This is a genomic window from Shimia aestuarii (assembly GCF_022814865.1).
GTDB lineage: Bacteria > Pseudomonadota > Alphaproteobacteria > Rhodobacterales > Rhodobacteraceae > Shimia > Shimia aestuarii_A.
Genome location: NZ_JAKVRD010000023.1, coordinates 1 through 19,849 on the forward strand (window position 1 = coordinate 1; position 19,849 = coordinate 19,849).

24 protein-coding genes are annotated in these 19,849 nt (G+C 62.5%); 12 read left to right on the forward strand and 12 right to left on the reverse strand.

What is annotated here, in order from left to right:
* The 7 genes from lnt to miaB form a co-directional block, all read right to left on the reverse strand.
* A partial coding sequence (gene lnt, locus MK745_RS16965) for an apolipoprotein N-acyltransferase (RefSeq protein ID WP_243614418.1) occupies positions 1-1,089 on the reverse strand: 1,089 nt, incomplete at its 3' end.
* Positions 1,073-1,957 (reverse strand): hemolysin family protein, encoded by an 885-nt coding sequence (locus tag MK745_RS16970; RefSeq protein ID WP_243614419.1) that lies wholly within the window; start codon positions 1,955-1,957, stop codon positions 1,073-1,075. The genes lnt and MK745_RS16970, both read right to left, overlap by 17 nt.
* Positions 1,958-1,987: 30 nt before the next feature.
* The gene (ybeY, locus tag MK745_RS16975) at positions 1,988-2,482 is read right to left on the reverse strand and encodes an rRNA maturation RNase YbeY (RefSeq protein WP_243614420.1); all 495 of its coding nucleotides are present in this window, start codon (positions 2,480-2,482) and stop codon (positions 1,988-1,990) included.
* A 33-nt stretch (positions 2,483-2,515) separates the two neighbouring features.
* Positions 2,516-3,553: a PhoH family protein gene (locus MK745_RS16980; protein WP_243614421.1), complete on the reverse strand. Its 1,038-nt coding sequence runs from the start codon at positions 3,551-3,553 to the stop codon at positions 2,516-2,518.
* A 151-nt stretch (positions 3,554-3,704) separates the two neighbouring features.
* Positions 3,705-4,004, reverse strand: a complete 300-nt coding sequence (locus MK745_RS16985; RefSeq protein WP_243614422.1) for a hypothetical protein — start codon at positions 4,002-4,004, stop codon at positions 3,705-3,707.
* A gap of 12 nt (positions 4,005-4,016) precedes the next feature.
* The gene (locus tag MK745_RS16990; RefSeq protein ID WP_243614423.1) at positions 4,017-4,571 is read right to left on the reverse strand and encodes an OmpA family protein; all 555 of its coding nucleotides are present in this window, start codon (positions 4,569-4,571) and stop codon (positions 4,017-4,019) included.
* A 260-nt stretch (positions 4,572-4,831) separates the two neighbouring features.
* Positions 4,832-6,172 (reverse strand): tRNA (N6-isopentenyl adenosine(37)-C2)-methylthiotransferase MiaB, encoded by a 1,341-nt coding sequence (gene miaB / locus MK745_RS16995; protein ID WP_243614424.1) that lies wholly within the window; start codon positions 6,170-6,172, stop codon positions 4,832-4,834.
* Positions 6,173-6,294: 122 nt separating this feature from the next.
* On the opposite strand from miaB, the gene MK745_RS17000 reads away from it, so the two are divergent.
* Positions 6,295-7,164, forward strand: coding sequence for a hypothetical protein (locus MK745_RS17000; protein WP_243614425.1), 870 nt, complete (start codon positions 6,295-6,297; stop codon positions 7,162-7,164).
* Between the two features lie 10 nt (positions 7,165-7,174).
* On the opposite strand, the gene MK745_RS17005 is transcribed toward MK745_RS17000, so the two are convergent.
* Together MK745_RS17005 and irrA are read right to left on the reverse strand one after the other, a co-directional pair.
* Positions 7,175-8,161, reverse strand: a complete 987-nt coding sequence (locus MK745_RS17005; RefSeq protein WP_243614426.1) for an NADPH:quinone reductase — start codon at positions 8,159-8,161, stop codon at positions 7,175-7,177.
* 91 nt (positions 8,162-8,252) lie between these two features.
* Positions 8,253-8,669 carry an iron response transcriptional regulator IrrA gene (irrA, locus tag MK745_RS17010; RefSeq protein WP_243614427.1) on the reverse strand — a complete coding sequence of 139 codons (417 nt, stop codon included), beginning with the start codon at positions 8,667-8,669 and terminating at the stop codon, positions 8,253-8,255.
* A gap of 208 nt (positions 8,670-8,877) precedes the next feature.
* Here irrA and fabA point away from each other — a divergent pair, with 208 nt between their 5' ends.
* Entirely contained in the window at positions 8,878-9,387 is a 510-nt protein-coding gene (gene fabA, locus MK745_RS17015; protein ID WP_243614428.1) for a bifunctional 3-hydroxydecanoyl-ACP dehydratase/trans-2-decenoyl-ACP isomerase, read from the forward strand.
* A 26-nt stretch (positions 9,388-9,413) separates the two neighbouring features.
* Positions 9,414-10,643, forward strand: a complete 1,230-nt coding sequence (fabB, locus tag MK745_RS17020) for a beta-ketoacyl-ACP synthase I (protein WP_243614429.1) — start codon at positions 9,414-9,416, stop codon at positions 10,641-10,643.
* A gap of 13 nt (positions 10,644-10,656) precedes the next feature.
* Here fabB and MK745_RS17025 read toward each other — a convergent pair whose 3' ends face one another.
* Positions 10,657-11,229: a hypothetical protein gene (locus MK745_RS17025; protein WP_243614430.1), complete on the reverse strand. Its 573-nt coding sequence runs from the start codon at positions 11,227-11,229 to the stop codon at positions 10,657-10,659.
* An 80-nt stretch (positions 11,230-11,309) separates the two neighbouring features.
* Here MK745_RS17025 and MK745_RS17030 point away from each other — a divergent pair, with 80 nt between their 5' ends.
* Together MK745_RS17030 and MK745_RS17035 are read left to right on the forward strand one after the other, a co-directional pair.
* Positions 11,310-11,798, forward strand: a complete 489-nt coding sequence (locus MK745_RS17030; protein ID WP_243614431.1) for a MarR family winged helix-turn-helix transcriptional regulator — start codon at positions 11,310-11,312, stop codon at positions 11,796-11,798.
* Between the two features lie 50 nt (positions 11,799-11,848).
* Positions 11,849-12,637, forward strand: coding sequence for an enoyl-ACP reductase FabI (locus MK745_RS17035; protein ID WP_243614432.1), 789 nt, complete (start codon positions 11,849-11,851; stop codon positions 12,635-12,637).
* Positions 12,638-12,678: 41 nt separating this feature from the next.
* Here the strand turns inward: MK745_RS17035 and MK745_RS17040 are convergent, their stop codons facing one another.
* Positions 12,679-13,080: a VOC family protein gene (locus MK745_RS17040; protein ID WP_243614433.1), complete on the reverse strand. Its 402-nt coding sequence runs from the start codon at positions 13,078-13,080 to the stop codon at positions 12,679-12,681.
* A 128-nt stretch (positions 13,081-13,208) separates the two neighbouring features.
* On the reverse strand, positions 13,209-13,637 hold the full coding sequence (locus tag MK745_RS17045; protein ID WP_243614434.1) for an FKBP-type peptidyl-prolyl cis-trans isomerase: 429 nt from the start codon (positions 13,635-13,637) through the stop codon (positions 13,209-13,211).
* Between the two features lie 153 nt (positions 13,638-13,790).
* On the opposite strand from MK745_RS17045, the gene MK745_RS17050 reads away from it, so the two are divergent.
* The 7 genes from MK745_RS17050 to MK745_RS17080 all read left to right on the forward strand — a co-directional run bounded on the left by MK745_RS17050 (position 13,791) and on the right by MK745_RS17080 (position 19,794).
* A complete protein-coding gene (locus MK745_RS17050; protein ID WP_243614435.1) occupies positions 13,791-14,477 on the forward strand; it encodes a haloacid dehalogenase type II in 687 nt (228 codons plus the stop codon).
* Entirely contained in the window at positions 14,478-15,323 is an 846-nt protein-coding gene (locus MK745_RS17055; protein ID WP_243614436.1) for an alpha/beta fold hydrolase, read from the forward strand. It begins immediately after the preceding gene.
* Entirely contained in the window at positions 15,320-16,294 is a 975-nt protein-coding gene (locus MK745_RS17060; RefSeq protein ID WP_243614437.1) for a threonine ammonia-lyase, read from the forward strand. The genes MK745_RS17055 and MK745_RS17060 overlap by 4 nt, the downstream gene beginning before the upstream one ends.
* Before the next feature lie 23 nt (positions 16,295-16,317).
* Positions 16,318-17,511 (forward strand): endonuclease/exonuclease/phosphatase family protein, encoded by a 1,194-nt coding sequence (locus tag MK745_RS17065; protein WP_243614438.1) that lies wholly within the window; start codon positions 16,318-16,320, stop codon positions 17,509-17,511.
* Between the two features lie 69 nt (positions 17,512-17,580).
* Entirely contained in the window at positions 17,581-18,369 is a 789-nt protein-coding gene (pcaD, locus tag MK745_RS17070) for a 3-oxoadipate enol-lactonase (protein ID WP_243614439.1), read from the forward strand.
* A complete protein-coding gene (locus tag MK745_RS17075; protein WP_243614440.1) occupies positions 18,362-19,069 on the forward strand; it encodes an alpha/beta fold hydrolase in 708 nt (235 codons plus the stop codon). The genes pcaD and MK745_RS17075 overlap by 8 nt, the downstream gene beginning before the upstream one ends.
* Positions 19,070-19,203: 134 nt before the next feature.
* Positions 19,204-19,794, forward strand: coding sequence for a hypothetical protein (locus MK745_RS17080; protein WP_243614441.1), 591 nt, complete (start codon positions 19,204-19,206; stop codon positions 19,792-19,794).
* The last annotated feature ends 55 nt before the right edge of the window (positions 19,795-19,849 follow it).

Sequence of the window (19,849 nt, forward strand, 5' to 3'; positions counted from 1 at the left end):
AAGTCTTGGCCCCGGCCCCGAAGAATACCCCGCCCCGTCCCGCGCCGCGAGGCCGTGAATGCCAACCTGCGCCATGAGATCGCCAAAGGGGACGTATTCCCCGAACGGCACGAGGTGATGTTTGTCGTAGACCCCGGCAACCAACCCGTCCGCACCAAGCACCACAGCGGAATTGTAGATGCGCCGCCCCTCGGTCCGGTTCATGCCAAGCACCACCGGCACACCGCCCGCCGCCGTGGCAATCGTGGTGAGTGTGTTCTGCGCATCGCCAAGACGCACCGGCACCGAAGTCTCGGGCCAGATGATGAGGTCCGGGCGCGTCTCACCGGCCCGCGTCGCGTCAATGGCGCGGCCAAAGTGCTTCCAGACGTGATCGGGATGCCATTTCAAGCGCTGAGGCGCGTTGGGCTGTACAAGACGCAGTACCGGGGCCTCCGGGTCTTGCGCGGGGGGCGCGGCCAAGGGCCAAAGCGCCGCCACCGTCGCCGCCACGCCAAACGCCCCGACAAAAGGCCGGATCGGCAGCACCGAAAGCGCCACCGCCAGCGCGAGGAACAAAAGGTTGAGACCATGCGGCCCGATCCACGCCGCCGCCTGCCCACCGAGGCCATTCACAAGGCCATAGCTCGGCATCGCCCAAGGAAACCCGGTGAACAAATAGGCCCGTCCGAACTCGGCCAACGCCAAAAGCGGCACAAGCGTCCAGGCCGCGCGTCCGGCCCGCCGTGCAAGTCCAAAGGCCAGCGCCCAGAATAGCGCCAGCCCAAGCGCCATCAGGATCAGCGCAAAAGGCGCCATCCATCCGTGGCGGGCACTATCGACAAGGAAGGGCTGCACGATCCAATGCAGCGCCACCGCGAAATACCCGAATCCGAAACAAAGCCCCGCCACCGCTGCGGCGCGCGCTGTTTTCATGGCAGGGAAAAACGCAAAGGCGAGCGCAAAGCCGATCAGGCTCAGAGCCGGGATGGAAAACGGCGCCTGTCCAAGCGCCGCCTCGCCGCCCAATGCGGCCATGAGCAACAGCTGATGAGAGCGCCGCCGCGCCTGCCACCAGCGCCCGAGCGCGACGTCAGCCTGCGGCGGCATCGGCAAAACGCACGCGCAGCCGTTTGATCCGGCGCGGATCGGCGTCGACGATCTCAAATTCGATCCCGTCCGGGTGGCTCACCACCTCGCCGCGCGCGGGCACGTTGCCTGACAGCATGAAGACCAACCCGCCAAGCGTATCAACTTCCTCGGTATCGACCGACGCATGGCTCGTCAGGTCGCGACCAACCTCGGCCTGAAACTCGTCCAGGGGCGCTTTGGCCTGTGCAAGGTAGCATCCCTGCGCCTCCTGCACCCAAAGCTTGTCCTCGTCCACGTCATGTTCGTCTTCGATCTCCCCGATCACCTGTTCGATCAGGTCTTCGATGGTCACAAGCCCGTCCACACCGCCATACTCGTCGATCACCAGCGCCATATGCCGCCGCCCGGCCTGCATCTTGGCCAACAGAACGCCAATCGGCATAGACGGCGGAACATAGAGAAGCGGACGCAGCATCGCCGCGAGATCGAAATCGCCGTTCTCGGCGGCAAACCCGTGCTTGAGCGCAAAGTCCTTGAGGTGAATAAAGCCAAGAGGCGTATCAAGCGTGCCTTCATACACCGGCAGGCGGGACATGCCGCTGTCATGAAAGACCGTGACAAGCTCATCCTTGCTGATGTTGCCCGGCACGGCGACGATATCGGCCATCGGAATGGCCACATCCTCAACCCGCATCCGGCGCAGGTTCATCATGCCGTGTTTTCGGGGGGCCTGGGCAGGCTGCACGCCGGAGGGTGTTCCGGTCGCGGCCTCGCCGGGGCTGAGTGCTTCAACGATGCGGCCAAAGAAGCCGCTACTCTTATGTGTCTGGCCCAACGGCTGCGCGCTCAGCGCTGCGTTAGAGGACCCGTCCTGACTGTCGCCCATTTCACCTTTCCATAGGGGATATGCCCCGTTTCATACCCTATATGGGTCAGCAATGCCCATTTTGCCAAGTATCGCCGTCTCCAGCCCCTCCATCAACGTGGCATCCTTGTCACGGATATGATCGTAACCAAGAAGATGCAGCACCCCGTGCACCACGAGATGCGTCACGTGGTCGGCCATCGGTTTGCCCGCCTCTTCGGCCTCTCGGGCGCAGGTTTCAAAGGCAATCGCGATGTCGCCAAGCTCGGGGTCGAACCCCGGCTCAGGTGGTGCGGGCGCGTCGCCGTCTTGCTCCGCACCCCTCTCTTCCGAGGGCCAAGAGAGCACATTCGTCGCCGCCGCCTTGTCCCGGAAATCCGCGTTCAGTTCAGCAATCCGCGCATCATTGCAAGCCAGAACCGCAATCTCCCAATCCCCCGAGGCGATCCCAAGATGCGCAAGCACGGCCTGTGCCGCCGCCTCTGCCAGAGCCTCAAACCCAAGGGCCTGCCAACGGTCGTCCTCAATGATCGTATCGGTTAGCATGCCCCGCCCTTCGACTCCGCCAAGAAGAGGGGCCTATTCACGGCCCTTCTTGATCATCTCTTCCTGTGCGTCGGCGTCATAGGCTTTGATGATCGCCGCCACAAGCGGGTGGCGCACCACATCGGACGCGGTGAAATAATTGAACGAGATATTGTCGATCCCCTTCAGGAGTCGTTCCGCATCCCGAAGCCCCGACGGCACACCGCGCGGCAGGTCGACCTGACTCCGGTCGCCGGTGATGACCATGCGCGAGCCTTCGCCAAGCCGCGTCAGGAACATCTTCATCTGCATCGTGGTCGCGTTCTGCGCCTCGTCGAGCACCACAAAGGCATTGGCCAGCGTGCGGCCCCGCATGAACGCAAGCGGCGCGATCTCGATACGCTTTTCCTCGATCAACTTGGCAAGCTGCTTGCCCGGCAGGAAATCGTTCAACGCATCATAAAGCGGCTGCATATAAGGATCGACCTTGTCTTTCATGTCGCCGGGCAGGTAGCCGAGCTTTTCGCCCGCTTCCACCGCCGGACGCGACAGGATGATCCGGTCCACATGGCCCTCGATGAACATCGACACACCCACGGCAACGGCAAGATAGGTCTTCCCCGTGCCCGCCGGGCCAATGCCAAAGGCCAGTTCGTGATTGAACAGCGACAGCACATAGGCCTTCTGCGCATCGGTGCGCGGCTCCACGAGTTTCTTACGCGTCTTGATCTCGACCGGACCGCCCTTGAACATCTCAAGCTGATCGCCCGCGCGCGCGCCGGTATCTGCTTCCGATCCGCCCATGCGGATCTCGCGGTCGATGTCACCATGTTCAACGGATTTGCCCGTCTCGAGCCGATGATAAAGCGCCTCAAGCACCTCTCCGGCTTCCTTACGAGCGGCCTCTTCGCCGTGAATGGCAAGCTGGTTGCCGCGGCGCAGAATTTGAACCGAGAGTTTCTGTTCGATGTCGGCCAGGTTGCGGTCATATTCACCGCAGAGGTCGATGAGCAATCGGTTATCCGGGAATTCGACAAGGGTTTCGCCGAGAGAGCCGGACGGGGACGGCGGGGTCAGGACACCTGTGGCCAATCAATTCTCCTGCACATGCGAGTCTATATGTTGAGGGTGCCAAGTCGCGCGCCCATACGCAAGGCAAAGCAGGAGAGATTTCGCGAAGCTGTCACAAAAAAGGGCCGCGTGGTGAAACTCGCGGCCCTTTCCCGAAATGTTTTGACTGGCGTCAGATCGCGTCGCCGAAGGCCGATCCCTTCTTGAACGGACCCGTCGCCACGCCCGGAGGCGCCGCACCGGAACAGACCGGTTTGCCATAGGGATCAAGGCGTTGCGAGAGGTATCCCTCGACGCCGTCATCAATGATCCAGTGGTCACAACCGTTCGGATCAACCCAGATACCGGCCTTGAGCTGGCTGAGGTGTTTGCTGTCAAAGCCGCGGTCGACTGTCTTGTCGACTTTGTTGCCGACGCAGCCCGCAACCGATGTGGCCAAGGCGAGGAGAAGGAGTCCCCGAGAGAGTTTCATATCCATTCCCCCTTAACGAATGCAGATGATTTCGACGCGGCGATTCTGCGCCATGCCGGACGACGACCGGTTCGAAGCACGCGGCATCCGCTCGCCATAACCGCGCACGTCGATCACGCGCGCGCCCACCGAGCGGGCGACCTTGGCCACCGCGTTGGCGCGGTTGTAGCTCAGGCGCATGTTGTATTCGTCGCTGGCGCGGCTGTCGGTGTGGCCGGCAATGATAAAGGCCGATGCGGTCGCGCTGTTGAAGAACTGTGCAAGACGCTGACGGTTCGCCGCGTTGATCGAATAGCGGTCCGTGGCAAAGAACTGGTCCGACGGCATCACGCCGCAGACATTGCCGCGCCGACAGACCGGGATGCCCTGGCGGTTGACGTGGGGCGACATGTAGCCCTCGACACCGTCATCCATGACCCAGTGTTCGCATCCATCCGGATCGACCCAAATGGTCGGAATGTATTCTTGTCCAAGCACAGTTCGCTGGTTCTGTGCCGCTGCGGGCTGAGCGAGGGTAACAAGCGCCAGGCAAACCGCCACTGCTCCCCCGAAAACGGCCCGGATCATGCTTTTTCTCTTATCCGCCACAGCAATATCCTTTGCCAACCTTCGGTCAGGCGAACGCCAAAAGACATCGCGTGACCGATTTCGTAATGTCGGTCACTCTAGCAAATTTGGACACCCTGTGAAGAGAGTTTCACAATATCTGGTAGTCAATTGTGGCAACAATGTGTTTTTTGCCCTGCACCACAGGCGCCAACTGCCCGGTTAAAAGCCACCCTGAGGACAACACATTGAAAGGCGGCGAAATTGTTTCCGCCCCCGCATCAATCCGAGACGACGACACCGGCCAGAGAATTGGCCCCGCTCTCGACGATTCTTACCCGGCGCAGATCGCCGATCCCGGCATCCGTATCCGCAACATGCACCGCGTGGAGATAGTCGGATTTGCCAACCATCTGCCCTTCGAAACGGCCCGGCTTTTCGAACAGAACCCCAACCTCGCGGCCAACCATGCTGTCCTGAATGGCGCGCTGCTGCTCGGTGATGAGGGCCTGCAAACGGTAGAGCCGCTCGCTCGCTTCCGCGTCATCGACAAGCGGACGTTCCGCCGCCGGGGTGCCGGGGCGTGACGAGTATTTAAAGCTGAACGCCTGCCCGTATTGCACCTCACGGATGAGGTCCATCGTGTCCTCGAAATCCTCTGCCGTCTCCTCGGGGAAGCCGACGATGAAATCGCCCGAGATAAGAATATCGGGCCGCGCCGCGCGGATTTTCTCGATCAGGCGCAGGTAGCTGTCGCGGTCATGGCTGCGGTTCATCCGCTTGAGGATCTTGTTGCTCCCTGACTGCACCGGCAGGTGCAGATACGGCATGAGCTTGGCACATTCCCCATGCGCCTCAATGAGATCGTCGCTCATGTCGTTCGGGTGGCTCGTGGTAAAGCGGATGCGCTCAAGCCCATCTACCTTGTCGAGTTCCCAGATCAGCTTGGCCAGCGACCACGTATCGCCACTTGGCCCAGCGCCGTGATAGGCGTTGACGTTCTGACCAAGAAGCGTGATCTCGCGCACCCCGCGCTCCACAAGATCGCGCGCCTCGGTGACGATCCGCTCGACCGGGCGGCTGACTTCGGCACCACGCGTATAAGGCACCACGCAGAAGGCGCAGAACTTGTCACATCCCTCCTGCACCGTGAGGAACGCGGTTGGGCCGCGTTTGGCCTTGGGGCGGCTTTTAAGCCGCTCGAACTTGTCCTCTTCCGGGAAATCGGTGTCGAGCGCCTTTTCCCCGCCCTGCGCCTTGGCTTCCATCTCGGGCAGGCGGTGATAGGCCTGCGGCCCCACGACGAGATCGACAAGCGGCTGACGGCGCATGATTTCCTCGCCTTCGGCCTGCGCGACACAGCCCGCGACGCCGATCTTGAGGTCCGGCTTCTCCGCCTTCAGCCCCTTGAAACGGCCCAGCTCGGAATAGACCTTCTCTGCTGCTTTCTCCCGAATGTGACAGGTGTTGAGCAGGATCATATCTGCGTCATCGGGGCTGTCGGTGGTGACATACCCCGCGCCGCCCATGGCCTCTGCCATGCGCTCGCTGTCGTAGACGTTCATCTGACAGCCATAGGTCTTGATGAAGAGCTTTTTCGTATCGGCCTTGGTGTTGTCCATGTGCCCGGTCCTGTCGCGGTTTCAGGCCGCGTCTCTACATGAAAACCCCTGCCGCTTGCAATGCCCGGCGAATTGACGGAATTTGACAGGAAAGAGCAGTTCGGTTTCACGCAAGGCCCCTCATGACCTACGACACCCTCACAGCCTTCCTGCGCGATGGTGCGGACCATCTGGCCAAAGGGCCTGTGGCGCTTGTGTTCGTGGAGGACGAGGTCGAGATCGACACCACCATCCGCCACCATCAGGCGCTCGGCTTCAAGAAGGTCATCGCCTTCATGCCCGCCGCCTTCCCCCTGCCTGACGATCTACAGGACACCACGGTCCGCGTGACCATGGAACGCCCCACCGGGCAGGCGATGATTGATACCGTAAACAAGATCATCGCCGCAGCGCCCGGCACGTGGTTCTATTATTGCTTCAACGGCGAGTATCTTTTCTTCCCCTTCTGCGAGAGCCGCACCATCGGAGAGATGACCGTGTTCCACATGGAAGAGCGCCGCTTCGCGATGCTTGCCTATGTGGTGGACCTCTACGCAAGTGACCTTGCCGCGCATCCCAATGCCGTCTCCCTCGACGACACGATGCTCGACAAATCCGGCTACTACGCCCTCGCCCGGCCCGACCCGAGCAACCACAATCACCCCAAGGAACGCCAGCTCGATTTCTTCGGCGGCCTGCGCTGGCGCTACGAAGAGCATATCCCGGGACATCGACGTAAGATTGACCGGATCGCCCTGTTTCAGGCCAAGCCCGGCCTCGAACTGCGTGAGGATTTCACGTTCAACGACGAAGAGATGAACACCTATAGCTGCGAGTGGCACAACAACCTGACGGCGGCGGTCTGTTCATTTCGCACCGCCAAGGCGCTCAAGACCAATCCCGGCTCGACCTTCGATATCCAATCCTTCCGTTGGCACAATTCCGTGCCCTTCGAATGGCACTCGCGCCAGCTTCTGGACCTCGGCCTAATGGAACCAGGACAGTGGTTCTAGGACACCGCCCTTAAAACGCGATCAGAACCGCCCCGTCGCGTCCCCCGGCCTCCACCGCCTCATGCGCTTTCGCCGCGTCTTCCGGGGCAAAGACCTGTCCCACGGGCACCTCAAGCGCCCCCTCGTCCAAAGCGCCATGCAACTGTGCGATCGCCGCGGCGCGCTCCGCCTCTGGCAGGATATAGATCAGCACCACATCAAGCGTCAGCGCCTTGAACAGGATTGGGCCAAACGGGATCGTCGGGGCCATGTCCTTGGCCGAGCCATAGATCGCCACCCGCCCGTTCGGCGCCATCACCTCGGCCAGCACCGCGATGTTCGTCCCGAACTCGACCTCGACCGCCGCATCCACAGGCGTGCCGCCATTCGCGGCGAGGATATCCGCGGCAAGATTCTCGCTGTGATAATCAAGCACCTGCGCCGCTCCCGCTTTGCGCATCTTGTCGAAATCCTTCGGCGAACCCGTGGCGATCACCGTCGCGCCGCCCCAGCTCGCAAGCTGCACCGCAAGGTGCCCAACCGTCCCGGCCCCGCCGGAAATCAACACCGTCTTTCCCGCAACATCACCGCCGCCAAACACGCATTGCGCCGCCGTCAGCCCCGGAATACCGAGCACCGCCCCGACCTCAAGCGACACAGCCTCCGGCAGCCGCACCGCCTGTGCCTCGGGCAGTGCGATAAACTCCGCGCAGGTGCCAAGCGCGCGTTGCCATTGCCCATTCCAGAGCCAGACCCGCTCGCCCACGCGGGCCGGATCCACACCTGCGCCCACGGCCTCAATCACGCCCGCGCCGTCACTATGCGGTGCGATTTCGGGGAAGGGCGGCTTGGTCACGCCCGGTCGCGATCCCGCGCGAGCCTTAACGTCCGACGGGTTCACTCCGGAAAACGCCACCCGCACAAGAACCTCTCCCGGCCCCGGTGCAGGCGTTGCGATCTCTTCGACCGACAAGACATCCTTGGCCGCGCCGAACGCACGGTAGATCACTGCTTTCACGATATCCCCTCCCTGTCGCACACACGCGCATCAACCGGACATGAAAAAGGGGCCACCCGGCCCCCGTTCCTGTCAACGTTTCTGCCGCGCCTTACTTGTGGCGCAGACGGATCACCACGTCCACCTTGGAAATCTCCGCCCCGTCCGGCACATCCGGCAGGCGGCGAATCTCAAGCTGATCAACAGGCGCATCCGTGAGCTTACGTTCTTCTTCCCAGAAGAAATGCGGGTGATCGTCCATGTTGGTGTCGAAATAGCTCTTGGAGCCGTCGACCGTGATCTCTTGCATCAGGCCCGCGTCGCAAAAAGCGCGGAGCGTGTTGTAAACGGTCGCGAGCGAGACACTCTCGCCTCCGGCCTTGGCATCCGCGTAAAGGCTTTCGGCAGTGACGTGCCGATCATGCCCATCGCCGACAAGCAGCGTCGCAAGTGCCAGACGCTGACGCGTCGGGCGCAGCCCCGCATTCGCAAGCCATTTCGATCCGTTATCAACAGCAGTCGTGGTCATTCAATCGCGCCTTTCACTTCACAGGGCAACATATATGAAATCAAACCCGTTTTTCAATTGAAAATCAGTCGCAAACCAAGAGCGCCCCGACAGCGGCCTCTCGCCCCATCGTGACCTGTGTTGACCGACGCGCGCACTTGCAGGACCCTTCGGCGGAATGGTAAGGGGGCTTGAGCGAAAGAACGATTATCAAGAAGGGGCAGCCTCTATGGCCGACTATCCCACCAGCTTCGACAAAGAAGACCTGCTCAAATGCGCCCGCGGCGAGCTTTTTGGCGAAGGTAACGCACAGCTTCCGGCCCCGCCGATGCTGATGATGGACCGCATCACCGAAATCTCCGGCGATGGCGGCGCGCATGGCAAGGGACATGTGCTGGCGGAGTTTGATATCACGCCGGACCTCTGGTTCTTCGACTGCCACTTTCCCGGCAACCCGATCATGCCCGGCTGCCTCGGCCTCGACGGCCTCTGGCAACTGACCGGCTTCAACCTCGGCTGGCGCGGCTGGCAAGGGCGCGGCTATGCGCTCGGCGTGGGCGAAGTCAAATTGACCGGCATGGTGCGCCCCGACCGTAAGATGCTGACATACAAGATCGATTTCACCAAAGCGATCCAAACCCGCCGCCTGACCATGGGCGTCGCCGACGGTATCGTCGAGGCAGATGGCGAAGTCATCTACCAAGTCAAAGACATGAAAGTCGCGCTCTCCGAGAGCTGAGCGGATTGCTGAACAGGAGGTCGCACATGCGTCGCGTCGTCGTCACAGGACTGGGCATCGTCTCGTCCATCGGCAACAATGCCGAAGAGGTTCTCGCCTCTCTCAAAGCCGGGAAATCCGGCATCGAAGCCAGCCCGGAAATGACCGAGCATGGTTTCCGCAGCCAAATCGCAGGCACGCTCAAGATCGACCCGTCTGAGCACGTGGACAAGCGCACCCTGCGCTTCATGGGGCCGGGTGCGGCCTATGCCCATATCGCCATGCAACAGGCGATTGCCGATGCGGGCCTCACCGAGGACCAGATCGTCAATACCCGCACCGGCCTCGTCGCCGGTTCCGGCGGTCCTTCGACCTCGGCCATGCTCGCCGCGCATCAGGTGGTGCTGAAATCCGGTGCGACCAAACGTATCGGCCCCTTCGCGGTGCCGAAATGCATGTCCTCGACGATCTCCGCGAATCTCGCGACCGCGTTCTCGATCAAGGGCATCAACTACTCGATCACCTCGGCCTGCTCGACCTCGCTGCACTGCATCGGCAACGCCGCCGAACAGATCATGATGGGCAAGCAGGACGTGATGTTCGCAGGCGGCGGGGAAGAGCTCGACTGGACGCTCTCCTGCCTGTTCGACGCCATGGGCGCGATGTCCTCGAAATATAACGACACGCCCGAAGCCGCCTCGCGCGCCTTCGACGAGACCCGCGATGGTTTCGTGATCTCCGGCGGCGGCGGCATCGTCGTCCTCGAAGAGCTCGACCACGCCCTCGCCCGCGGCGCAACGATCTACGCCGAAGTCACTGGCTTTGCCGCGACCTCGGATGGTCACGACATGGTCGCCCCTTCCGGCGAAGGCGGCGAACGCGCCATGCGCCTCGCGATGGAAACCCTTCCCGAGGGCCGCAGCGTCGATTACATCAACGCCCACGGCACCTCGACGCCGGTGGGCGATGTCGGCGAAGTCGAAGCCGTGCGCCGCGTGTTTGACGGCAAGGCCCAGCCGCCGATCTCCTCAACCAAGTCGATGACCGGCCACGCCCAAGGCGCCGCCGGTGCGCTCGAGGCGATCTTCTGCCTCCTGATGCTCAAACACGATTTCATCACCCCGTCGATCAACGTCGAAACCCTCGACCCGGCGATCAACGAGGGCGAAATCGCGACCAAGCTGGTCGAGAACGCGGGCCTCGACACCGTGATGACCAACAGCTTCGGCTTTGGCGGCACCAACGGCTCGATGCTGCTGTCGAAATACACGGGCTAATCGCCCGCTTCACCTATCCAAGAGCAGGGCGCCCGATGAGGCGCCCTGTTGCGTTGAGAAGCAGGCTCACCAGAAGCGTCAGCATGGCAAGGGTGAGAAGCGCGAACTTGGCCACGGCAAAGCCCGAATATGGATAGGCAAGCCAGTCCGCAAACCCCTGCGGGTTGGCGAGCATCGCGAAGGAGACCGCGTTCTCGAGCGCGTCCATCCCCGCCCCCGCGACGGCAAGACACGCCGCGCCGATCCCGACCTTGCGGGCAAGGCTCCCTGCGCGCGCGCCCCGCGCAACAAGCGTCGCAAGACACCAACCAAGACACATCACGGCAAGGATGAACCCAAAGTCGATGATCTGTGTACGCAAATAGATATCGAGCGTGCCCGCCTCCTGCATATGGGCGTAAAACCCCTTGATCGCCGGACCGCTGAACGTGGTCTGGCCCGTGGCGTAATCCACGGGATGCTGGCTCGCGGCATAGGAGGCATCAAGCTGCGCCTTCACCGCCTGAAAACCGACAAAGCTCAGAACCACGAGCCCAAGGTGAATCCAAAGCCGAAGGGAAAAAGTCTTATCAATCAAACGCAACATCGCGAATCTCCATTTATATTCCATGGAATATAAATTACATTCCAGGGAATAATTCAATCCCAAAACCGCGCCGAGACCCCATGCCCCCCGAAATGCCCCACTCCATCGACACGATTCTCGAGGTCACGACCCGGTTCGGCATCACCTCGCAACTCTACCAGAGCCTGCTCGCTCGCCGCCTCGCTGCCCATGACCTCACCCCGGCACAGCTTTCGGTCCTCGCCCACCTGTCGCGCCGCCGCCGCCCCGACGGCACACCCGACGCCCAGCGCATCACCGAAATCGCCCATGCGGTCGAGGTCCGCCAACCGGCGGTGACCAAGATGATCGCCAAATTCGCGGCCCACGACTGGGTGCGCCTCGTCGCAACACCCCATGACCGCCGCGCCCGCGCCGCCCAGATCACGGAAGACGGCGCCGCGCATCTGCGCGCGGTGCAAAAGGCCCTGATCCCCGACCTGCCCCGATGGTTCGCCGACTGGACCCCAGAAGAGCTCGACGCCTTTCTCACGTCGCTCACCCGGTTTAGCCATTTCCTTGACGCGCGCCGCGATCAGGGCCCGACTTGACCTAGAGGAAGAAAACGGCCATTTGGAAGCCGACTGTAGAGGGACAGAAAATGCAGCAACTTTCCGGAAAACGCGGCCTGATCATGGGTGTCGCCAATGAACGCTCTATCGCTTGGGGCATTGCAAAGGCCATGGCCGAGGCCGGGGCGGAACTCGCCTTCACCTATCAGGGCGAAGGTTTTGGCAAGCGCCTCGCCCCGCTCGCTGAAAGCGTCGGAAGCGATTTCATGGTCGATGTGGACGTCACCGACGACGCCTCCCTCGACGCGGCCTTCGCAAAGCTGCAAGAGCGCTGGGGCACGATTGATTTCCTCGTCCACGCCATTGCCTATTCGGACAAGAGCGAACTTGCTGGGCGTTTCGTCGATACGACCCGCGCCAACTTCAAGAACTCCCTCGACATCTCCTGCTATTCGCTGATCGAGGTCGCCCGCCGGGCGCACCCCCTGATGAAGGACAATGGCGGCACGATCCTGACCCTGACCTATCAGGGCTCCAACCGCGTGACCCCCTATTACAACGTCATGGGTGTCGCCAAAGCCGCACTCGAGGCCGCGACCCGCTACCTCGCCAACGATCTTGGCCCCGATGGCATTCGCGTCAACGCGATCTCCCCCGGCCCGATGAAGACCCTCGCCGGGGCCGCTATCAGCGGTGCGCGCAAGACCTTCCGTCAGACCGAGGAAAACGCCCCGATGCGCTCCAATGCGACGCTCGAGGCCGTGGGCGGCACCGCCGTCTACCTTGCCTCGGACTCCGGCGCCTTTACCACGGGCGAGATCATCCGCGTCGACGGCGGCTATCACATCCTCGGCATGCCGCAGCCGGAAAACCTCTGAGACAAACGGCGAAGGCGGTTCGAAAAGCCTTCGCCGCCGCTCTACCCGTCGCGCCCCGGCTCATCCGGATCGCTTGAGAAAAGCGCGATCTTGTTGCCCTGTGGATCGCGCAGATAGCCGACATAGGCCTCGCGAAACCCCGGCGCGCCCTCGTCGGTGCCCCCGGCCGCAAGCCCTGCCGCATGAAGCGCGCGCACCTGTGCCTGCCCCCGCAGCTCAAATGCCACCATCGCGCCGTTGCCCGCAGAGGCCGGTCGCCCATCATAGGTCGGCTTGACGTAGAAATCCGGCAGGAGAGGACGCTCCCCCGGCGCAACGGGCAGTGCATAGCTCAACCCCTCCGGCCCCTCGCGCAGCGCATAGCCGAGCGCGGGCAGGATCGCGTCGTAAAACCGTCGCGCGCGCGAAACATCGTCCGCGCCCACCGTGACATAAGCAATCATCTCGCGTCTCCGCTCCCAAATACCTGGCTGGCCGCATCCCAAAGCCTAGACCCAAGCCAACGACACAGGCAAAAGAAAAGCCCGCAGGGCGCACCTGCGGGCCAATCCAAAACACGATGCGCCGGGGCTTAGCCGATCGAGACAAGCTCGAGCGCAAATGTGAGGTCTTTGCCCGCAAGCGGGTGGTTCGCGTCAAGCGTCACCGCTTCGTCGGTGATCGCCACGACGGTCACCGGCACAACCTGCCCCGTGGGCGACTGCATCTGAAGCTGAATACCAACCTCGAGCGGGATCTCGTCCGGGATCTGCGCGCGCGGCACGTCCTGACGGGCTTCCTCGTGCACCGGGCCATAGGCCTCATCGCTCGGAATCTCGATGGTCTTCTTCTCACCCACTTCCATGCCGGTCACGCCCGTATCAAAGCCGGGGATAACCTGACCAGAGCCCAGCGTGAACTCAAGCGGGTCGCGGCCTTCAGAGCTGTCAAAGACCGATCCGTCGCTAAGAGTGCCGGTGTAGTGGATACGGACGGTGTCGCCCGATTTTGCAGCCGTCATGTTCTGTCCAATTCTGTCTGGCTCTCGACCGGGCGCCCCGGTCGAATGGTAAAGGGCGCACCCTAGTGATTCGTGCTTCGAATTGCAAATAGACCCCTTCCCGTTTGACAGCCCCGCCCCGCCTGTCACTATGCCCTCGAAGGGAGACCGCGCATGACTATCACCACCTGTATCTTCGATGCCTATGGCACGCTCTTCGATGTGGCCGCCGCCGCCCGCGAAGCCGCTGCCGAGCCGGGACGCGAGGCTTTTGCCGAACATTGGCCAAAGGTCGCAGATCACTGGCGCCTGAAGCAGATCCAATATAGCTGGCTTCGCGCCGTGACCGGGGCACATACGGATTTCTGGGAAGTGACACAGAACGGTCTTGACTGGGCGCTCGAAGCAAGCGGCCTTGCGGGCGACGCCCCCCTGCGCGAACGTCTCTTGCAACTGTACTGGGAGCTGTCCGCCTACCCCGAGGTGCCGGCCATGCTCGACGCTCTGAAATCCGCTGGCTTCAATACCGCGATCCTCTCCAACGGCTCGCCCGCCATGCTCGATGGCGCAGTGCAGAGCGCCGGGATCGGCGCGTTGCTCGACGATGTTCTGAGTGTCGAAAGCGTCGGCATCTTCAAACCGGCCCGCGCCGTATACGACCTTGTCGGAGATCGCTTCGGCTGCGCCCCCCACGAGGTGCTCTTCGTCTCCTCCAACGGCTGGGACGCAGCGGCAGCCTCGGGCTATGGTTTTACCACGGCTTGGGTCAATCGCGCAGGCGATCCGATGGACCGCCTGCCCTGGACACCAGAGCATGTCCTCTCGGACCTGACCACAATCCCCGATCTCGCAGGAGCCTGAATGCCAAGCTATACCTCCTCCGACGGCCTCACCCTCCACTACACGGATGAGGGCAATGGCCTGCCGGTCCTCTGCCTGTCGGGTCTGACCCGCAACGGCACGGATTTCGACTATGCCCTGCCCGCCCTTTCGGATGTGCGGGTGATCCGCCCCGATTATCGTGGGCGCGGCCAATCCGACTGGGCCGCCGATCCGATGACCTACACCATCCCGCAGGAGGCGCAGGATATCCTCGCCCTTATGGACCATCTTGGGCTCGAGAAGGCCGCCATCCTTGGCACCTCGCGCGGAGGCCTCATCGCGTTGACGCTGGCCGCCATGGCGCCTTCGCGCCTGCTTGGCGTGTGTTTCGTGGACATCGGGCCAGTGATCGAGCTTTCGGGCCTCGAAGTCATCATGGGCTTCCTCGGGCGCAACCCGACCTGGAAAACCCATGATGAGGCCGTCGCGGTGTTCGGCGCGCGCATGGCCGGGTTCGATGGCGTCCCCGAAAGCCGTTGGCGTGAGGAGGTCGAGAAGCACTTTGTCGAGACCCCGGATGGCCTCAAGATCAACTATGATCCGAAACTGCGCGACGCCGTCGCCGCCGGGTTCGACCCCGAGGCCGAAGCGCCCGATCTCTGGCCGCTCTACGAGACGCTCACAGACCGTCCCCTCGCGGCGATCCGCGGGGCAAACTCTGACATCCTGAGTTCCGAGACCCTCGCCCATATGGCGCGCCGCGCGCCCGGCTTGATCCATGCCACCGTACCCAACCGGGGCCATGTGCCCTTTCTCGACGAACCGGAGTCCATCGCCGTCCTCAAGGACTGGACCGCCGCCCTAGACAAGGCCCAGATGCCATGAATATCGACATGATCCGCGCCGCCGCGACCCGCCTCGAAGGCCACGCGCGCCGCACCCCGCTCCTGACCTCGCCCTTTCTTGACGAGATCGCGGGCCGCCGTGTCATCGTCAAACCCGAATGCCTGCAACATACCGGTTCGTTCAAATTCCGTGGCGGTTGGTCCGCGGTCTCGGCGCTTGATGAGGCGACACGCAAACGCGGTGTCATCGCCTATTCCTCCGGCAACCATGCCCAAGGTGTTGCCTATGCCGCCGCCCAGCATGGCGCGCCTGCCGTGATCGTCATGCCCAATGACGCGCCACGCCTCAAGATCGACAACACCCGCGCCCTCGGGGCCGAGGTGGTGCTATATGATCGCCCCGGTGGCCAAGCGCGAGAAGAGGTGGGCGGGCGCATTGCCGAGGAACGCGGCCTCACCATCATCCGCCCCTATGACGAACCGCAGGTGATCGCCGGCCAGGGCACCTGTGGTCTCGAAATCGCCGCCCAAGCCGCCGAGATGGGCGTGACTTCGGGCGATGTCCTCGTCTGTTGCGGCGGTGGCGGACTGACTTCGGGCATTGCCTTGGCGCTTGAGGCGGACGCCCCCGCGTTTCGGGTGCGCCCCGTAGAACCGCAGGGTTTCGACGATGTCGCACGCTCGCTCACCTCTGGCCAAATCGAACATAACGCCAAAACCTCCGGCGGTCTCTGCGATGCGATCATCACCCCCGCGCCGGGCGAGATCACCTTCCCGATCCTGTCGCGCCTCTGCGGCCCCGGCATCGTTGTAACCGAAGACGAAGCACTGCACGCCATGGCGCTCGCCTTCCTACGCCTCAAAATCGTTGTCGAGCCCGGCGGCGCCGTGGCGCTTGCCGCAGCACTTTTCCACGGTGACGCAATCGAAGGCGACGACGTGGTCGCCGTCACAACCGGCGGCAATGTCGACGCGGAGGTCTTCAAACAGGCCCTCGACCGCTTCGCCTGATCCTCTCGGCCCAAGGACGCACCATGACCCGCTTCACCATCGCCTCTTTCAACGTCAAGAACCTCATCGGCCCGGACAAGGAGTTCTATGAATTTCAGTCCTACACCCCCGAGGAATACGCCTGGAAAGAGGATTGGATGGCGCAACAGCTCTTTTCCATGGACGCCGACATCATCGGCTTTCAGGAGATTTTCGAGGAGGACGCCCTGCGCAATGTCATCGCCGAGGCCGACCGCATCGGCCTCGAGAGCAACGACGCCGTGCTGCCCTCAAAATCCAAGAGCTACCGCAAAAAGGCGATCTTCCGCAAACTCGGGTACACCCCCTATACAGGCGCGGCCCTCGCCTTTGCCCCCAATGCCAACGACACCGGCCTGCCCGGCCAACGCCGTCCCGGTGTCGCGATCCTGTCGCGCTTCGGATTTGTCGGCACGCCCGAGATCATCCAAGACCTTGATGAACCGCTCGATATTCCCTTGCGCGACCTGACCGGCGACGGCGCCGGACGCTACCGCCTGCCGCGCCTGTCGCGCCCGATCCTCAAAGCGCGCGTGCCCGTCGGCAACCGCACGATCACCGTCTTCAACTGCCATCTGAAATCGAAACTCGGCGAATTCATCACCCCCGAAGGCGCCGACTATGCCCCGGAATCCGACCTGACCAACTATGACCCCGTGGGCCGTGCCCTCGGCTCTCTGCGCTCTGCCCTGCGCCGCATGGCCGAGGCCTGGGTCTTGCGCCGCGAGATCGTGGCCGAACTGGACGCAGGCCACCCGGTCATGGTGCTTGGCGATTTCAACGATGGCGAACACGCCGTCTCGTCCGAGATCATCTCCGGCGAGCAACCCTTCCGCAATTATTCATGGATGCTGCGCCACGACGCCAAGGACTATAACGACCGCTACTCCAAGGAGGAGAATGTCGCCATCACATCCGCCGTCATCGCCAACCGCCTGACAAGCGCCGAACGCCTCTTCGTGCGCAAGTCCCTGCGCGACATGGTCTATACGGCGGCTTTCGGCGGCGTCTACGAAAGCCTCGATGAAATCTACCTCTCGCACCATTTTCACCCCGACAATGAAGCCCGTATCGGCGACATGGAATATTTCTCGGTCTTCAATGACCACCTCACCGACGGAAGCCACGCCGAAGCCCCCTATAATAAACTCGCCTCCGACCACGGCCAGATCATGGCCCATATGCATCTGCGCGACTGAGCGCTTGCACCTGCCTGCGCAGCGCGCCACTTTAGCCGCCACCTTGAAAGACAAACGGAGCCCGCGCCCATGAAGATCGCAGACCTAGGCGATGTCCGCCTGCATTACCGGATTGATGGCGACCCGTCTGGCGCGCCCATCGTTTTCGCCAATTCCCTCGGCACCGATCTGCGCCTCTGGGATCCGGTCCTGCCGCACTTGCCCGAAGGTCTCCGCATCATCCGCTTTGACAAGCGCGGCCACGGCCTCTCGTCCTGCCCGCCCGGCCCCTATTCCATGGGCGCGCTGGTGCGCGACACCGAAAAGCTTCTCGATCTGCTCGAGGTCAAGGACGCGATGTTCGTCGGCCTTTCCATCGGCGGCATGATCGCCCAAGGGCTCGCCGTCAAGCGGCTCGACCTCGTGCGCGCCATGGTACTGTCGAACACGGCGGCCAAAATGGGCACCAAGGAGATGTGGGAGGACCGCCTCAATACCGTGAAACGCGAAGGCATCGAGGCACTCGCCGATCCGATCATGGAACGCTGGTTCGGGCGTGATTTCCGCGCCACGGCCGAGCTTGAGCTTTGGCGCAACATGCTCGTGCGCCAACCCGCCGAAGGCTATGCCGGCTGCTGCGCCGCTATCGCGGGCACCGATTTCTACACGCCCACCTCCGGCCTGCGCCTGCCCACGCTCGGCATCGCAGGCTCCGAGGACGGCGCCTCTCCGCCCGATCTCGTGCGCGAAACCGTGGACCTCATCCATGGCTCGAAATTCGAACTGATCCGCCGCGCCGGGCATCTGCCTTGCGTCGAAAAGCCCGAGGACTACACCGCCCTCCTGGCCACATTCCTCAAGGAAACCGGTCATGTCTGATATCCTGCTCGTCCACGGCTCCTGTCACGGCGCTTGGTGCTGGCGCGACACAATCCCCGCGCTCCAGGCGCTTGGCCATGCCTCCCGCGCCATGAACATGCCAAGCCACGGCGGCGATCCCACACCGCTCTCCGAGGTGACGCTCGACGCCTGCACCCAGTCCGTCGTCGAGGCCCTTGGTGACGAAACCGTGGTCGTCGCCCATAGCTGGGGCGGCTTTCCCGCCACGCTTGCCGCCGACATCGCGCCCGATCGCATCACGCATCTGATCTATCTCTGCGCCTATGTCCCGCTTGAGGGCCACTCCCTCGTCGATATGCGCAAACTCGCCCCGCGCCAGCCGATCCTCAAGGCGGTTGACCGCGATCCCTCGGGCCTTTCCTACGGCATCAAACCCGACCACGCGCGCGAGACCTTCTATGCCGATTGCCCCGAAGGCACGACCGAGTACGCCCTCGCCCATATCTCGCAACAGGCAACCCTGCCGCAAACCACCCCGGCCCACCTTGGAACCGGGCATCTCACCGTGCCACGAAGCTATATCCGCTGCCTTCAGGACAACGCCATCCCGACCGAATTTCAGGCAAAGATGGTCGCCGACTGGCCGCGCGGATCGGTGCATGAAATGAACACCAGCCATTCGCCCTTCTTCGCTGATCCCGCTGGGCTTGCCGCACTGATAACTCGGATTATCGCCTGATCGCGCATCTTGCAGGCAACCGTTCCTGCAAAGATTAATATATTATTAACAAATACATTTTTCCGTTGCGTCCGCGTCATGTTCTTATGTTAGTCAAGTGTCCAAGACTTCATCGCGACACAAGACATTTTTTCATGACGACTCGACAAGAACTTCACGCCCTGTTGCGCGCCCTCAGGTGGTTTTCCCTCTTGGCCATGGTCCCATTTCTGGCACTCGCCCTGCTCGATCGGATCGCGCTCGCGCCTTCTTTTCTTGCCCCTCTGGCCGGGGCGGCGGGCAAATGGCTCATCGTCGCCCTGATCTTGGCGAGCTTGTTCTGGCTCTTGGCCTATTGGATCGATCCCTACCGGCGCGGCGCGGTGCCGGTCGAGGCGCTTTTCGCCAAAGCCAAGCGCAAGCGCCAGTTGCGCCGCCCCCTAAGCCGCCCCGAACGACTCTGCTATGACGCACTGAGTTTTTACAACCCGATCAAAGCACATGGCCTGGCGCAAGGCATCGACACGCTCGGCACGGATCGCGCCCGCGCCAAGCTTTATATCCTGCGCGAGGTCTATCTCGAGAAATCGCACGTGATTCTGACCAAGGCGCTGGATCGCTATGAAGCCGCCCCAAAGACCTTTGCGGCCCAAGCTGACGAATTCGAAACCGCTCTCACAGAGGCAGGCTTCCACCAACTTCCGGGCCGCCTGACGACCCGCCTCGAGGAAATGCTACGAGGGTAATGCGGGCGAAATAGCTGGCTGACTTTCCCCGGAAACCGCGCTACCACGGGCCGCA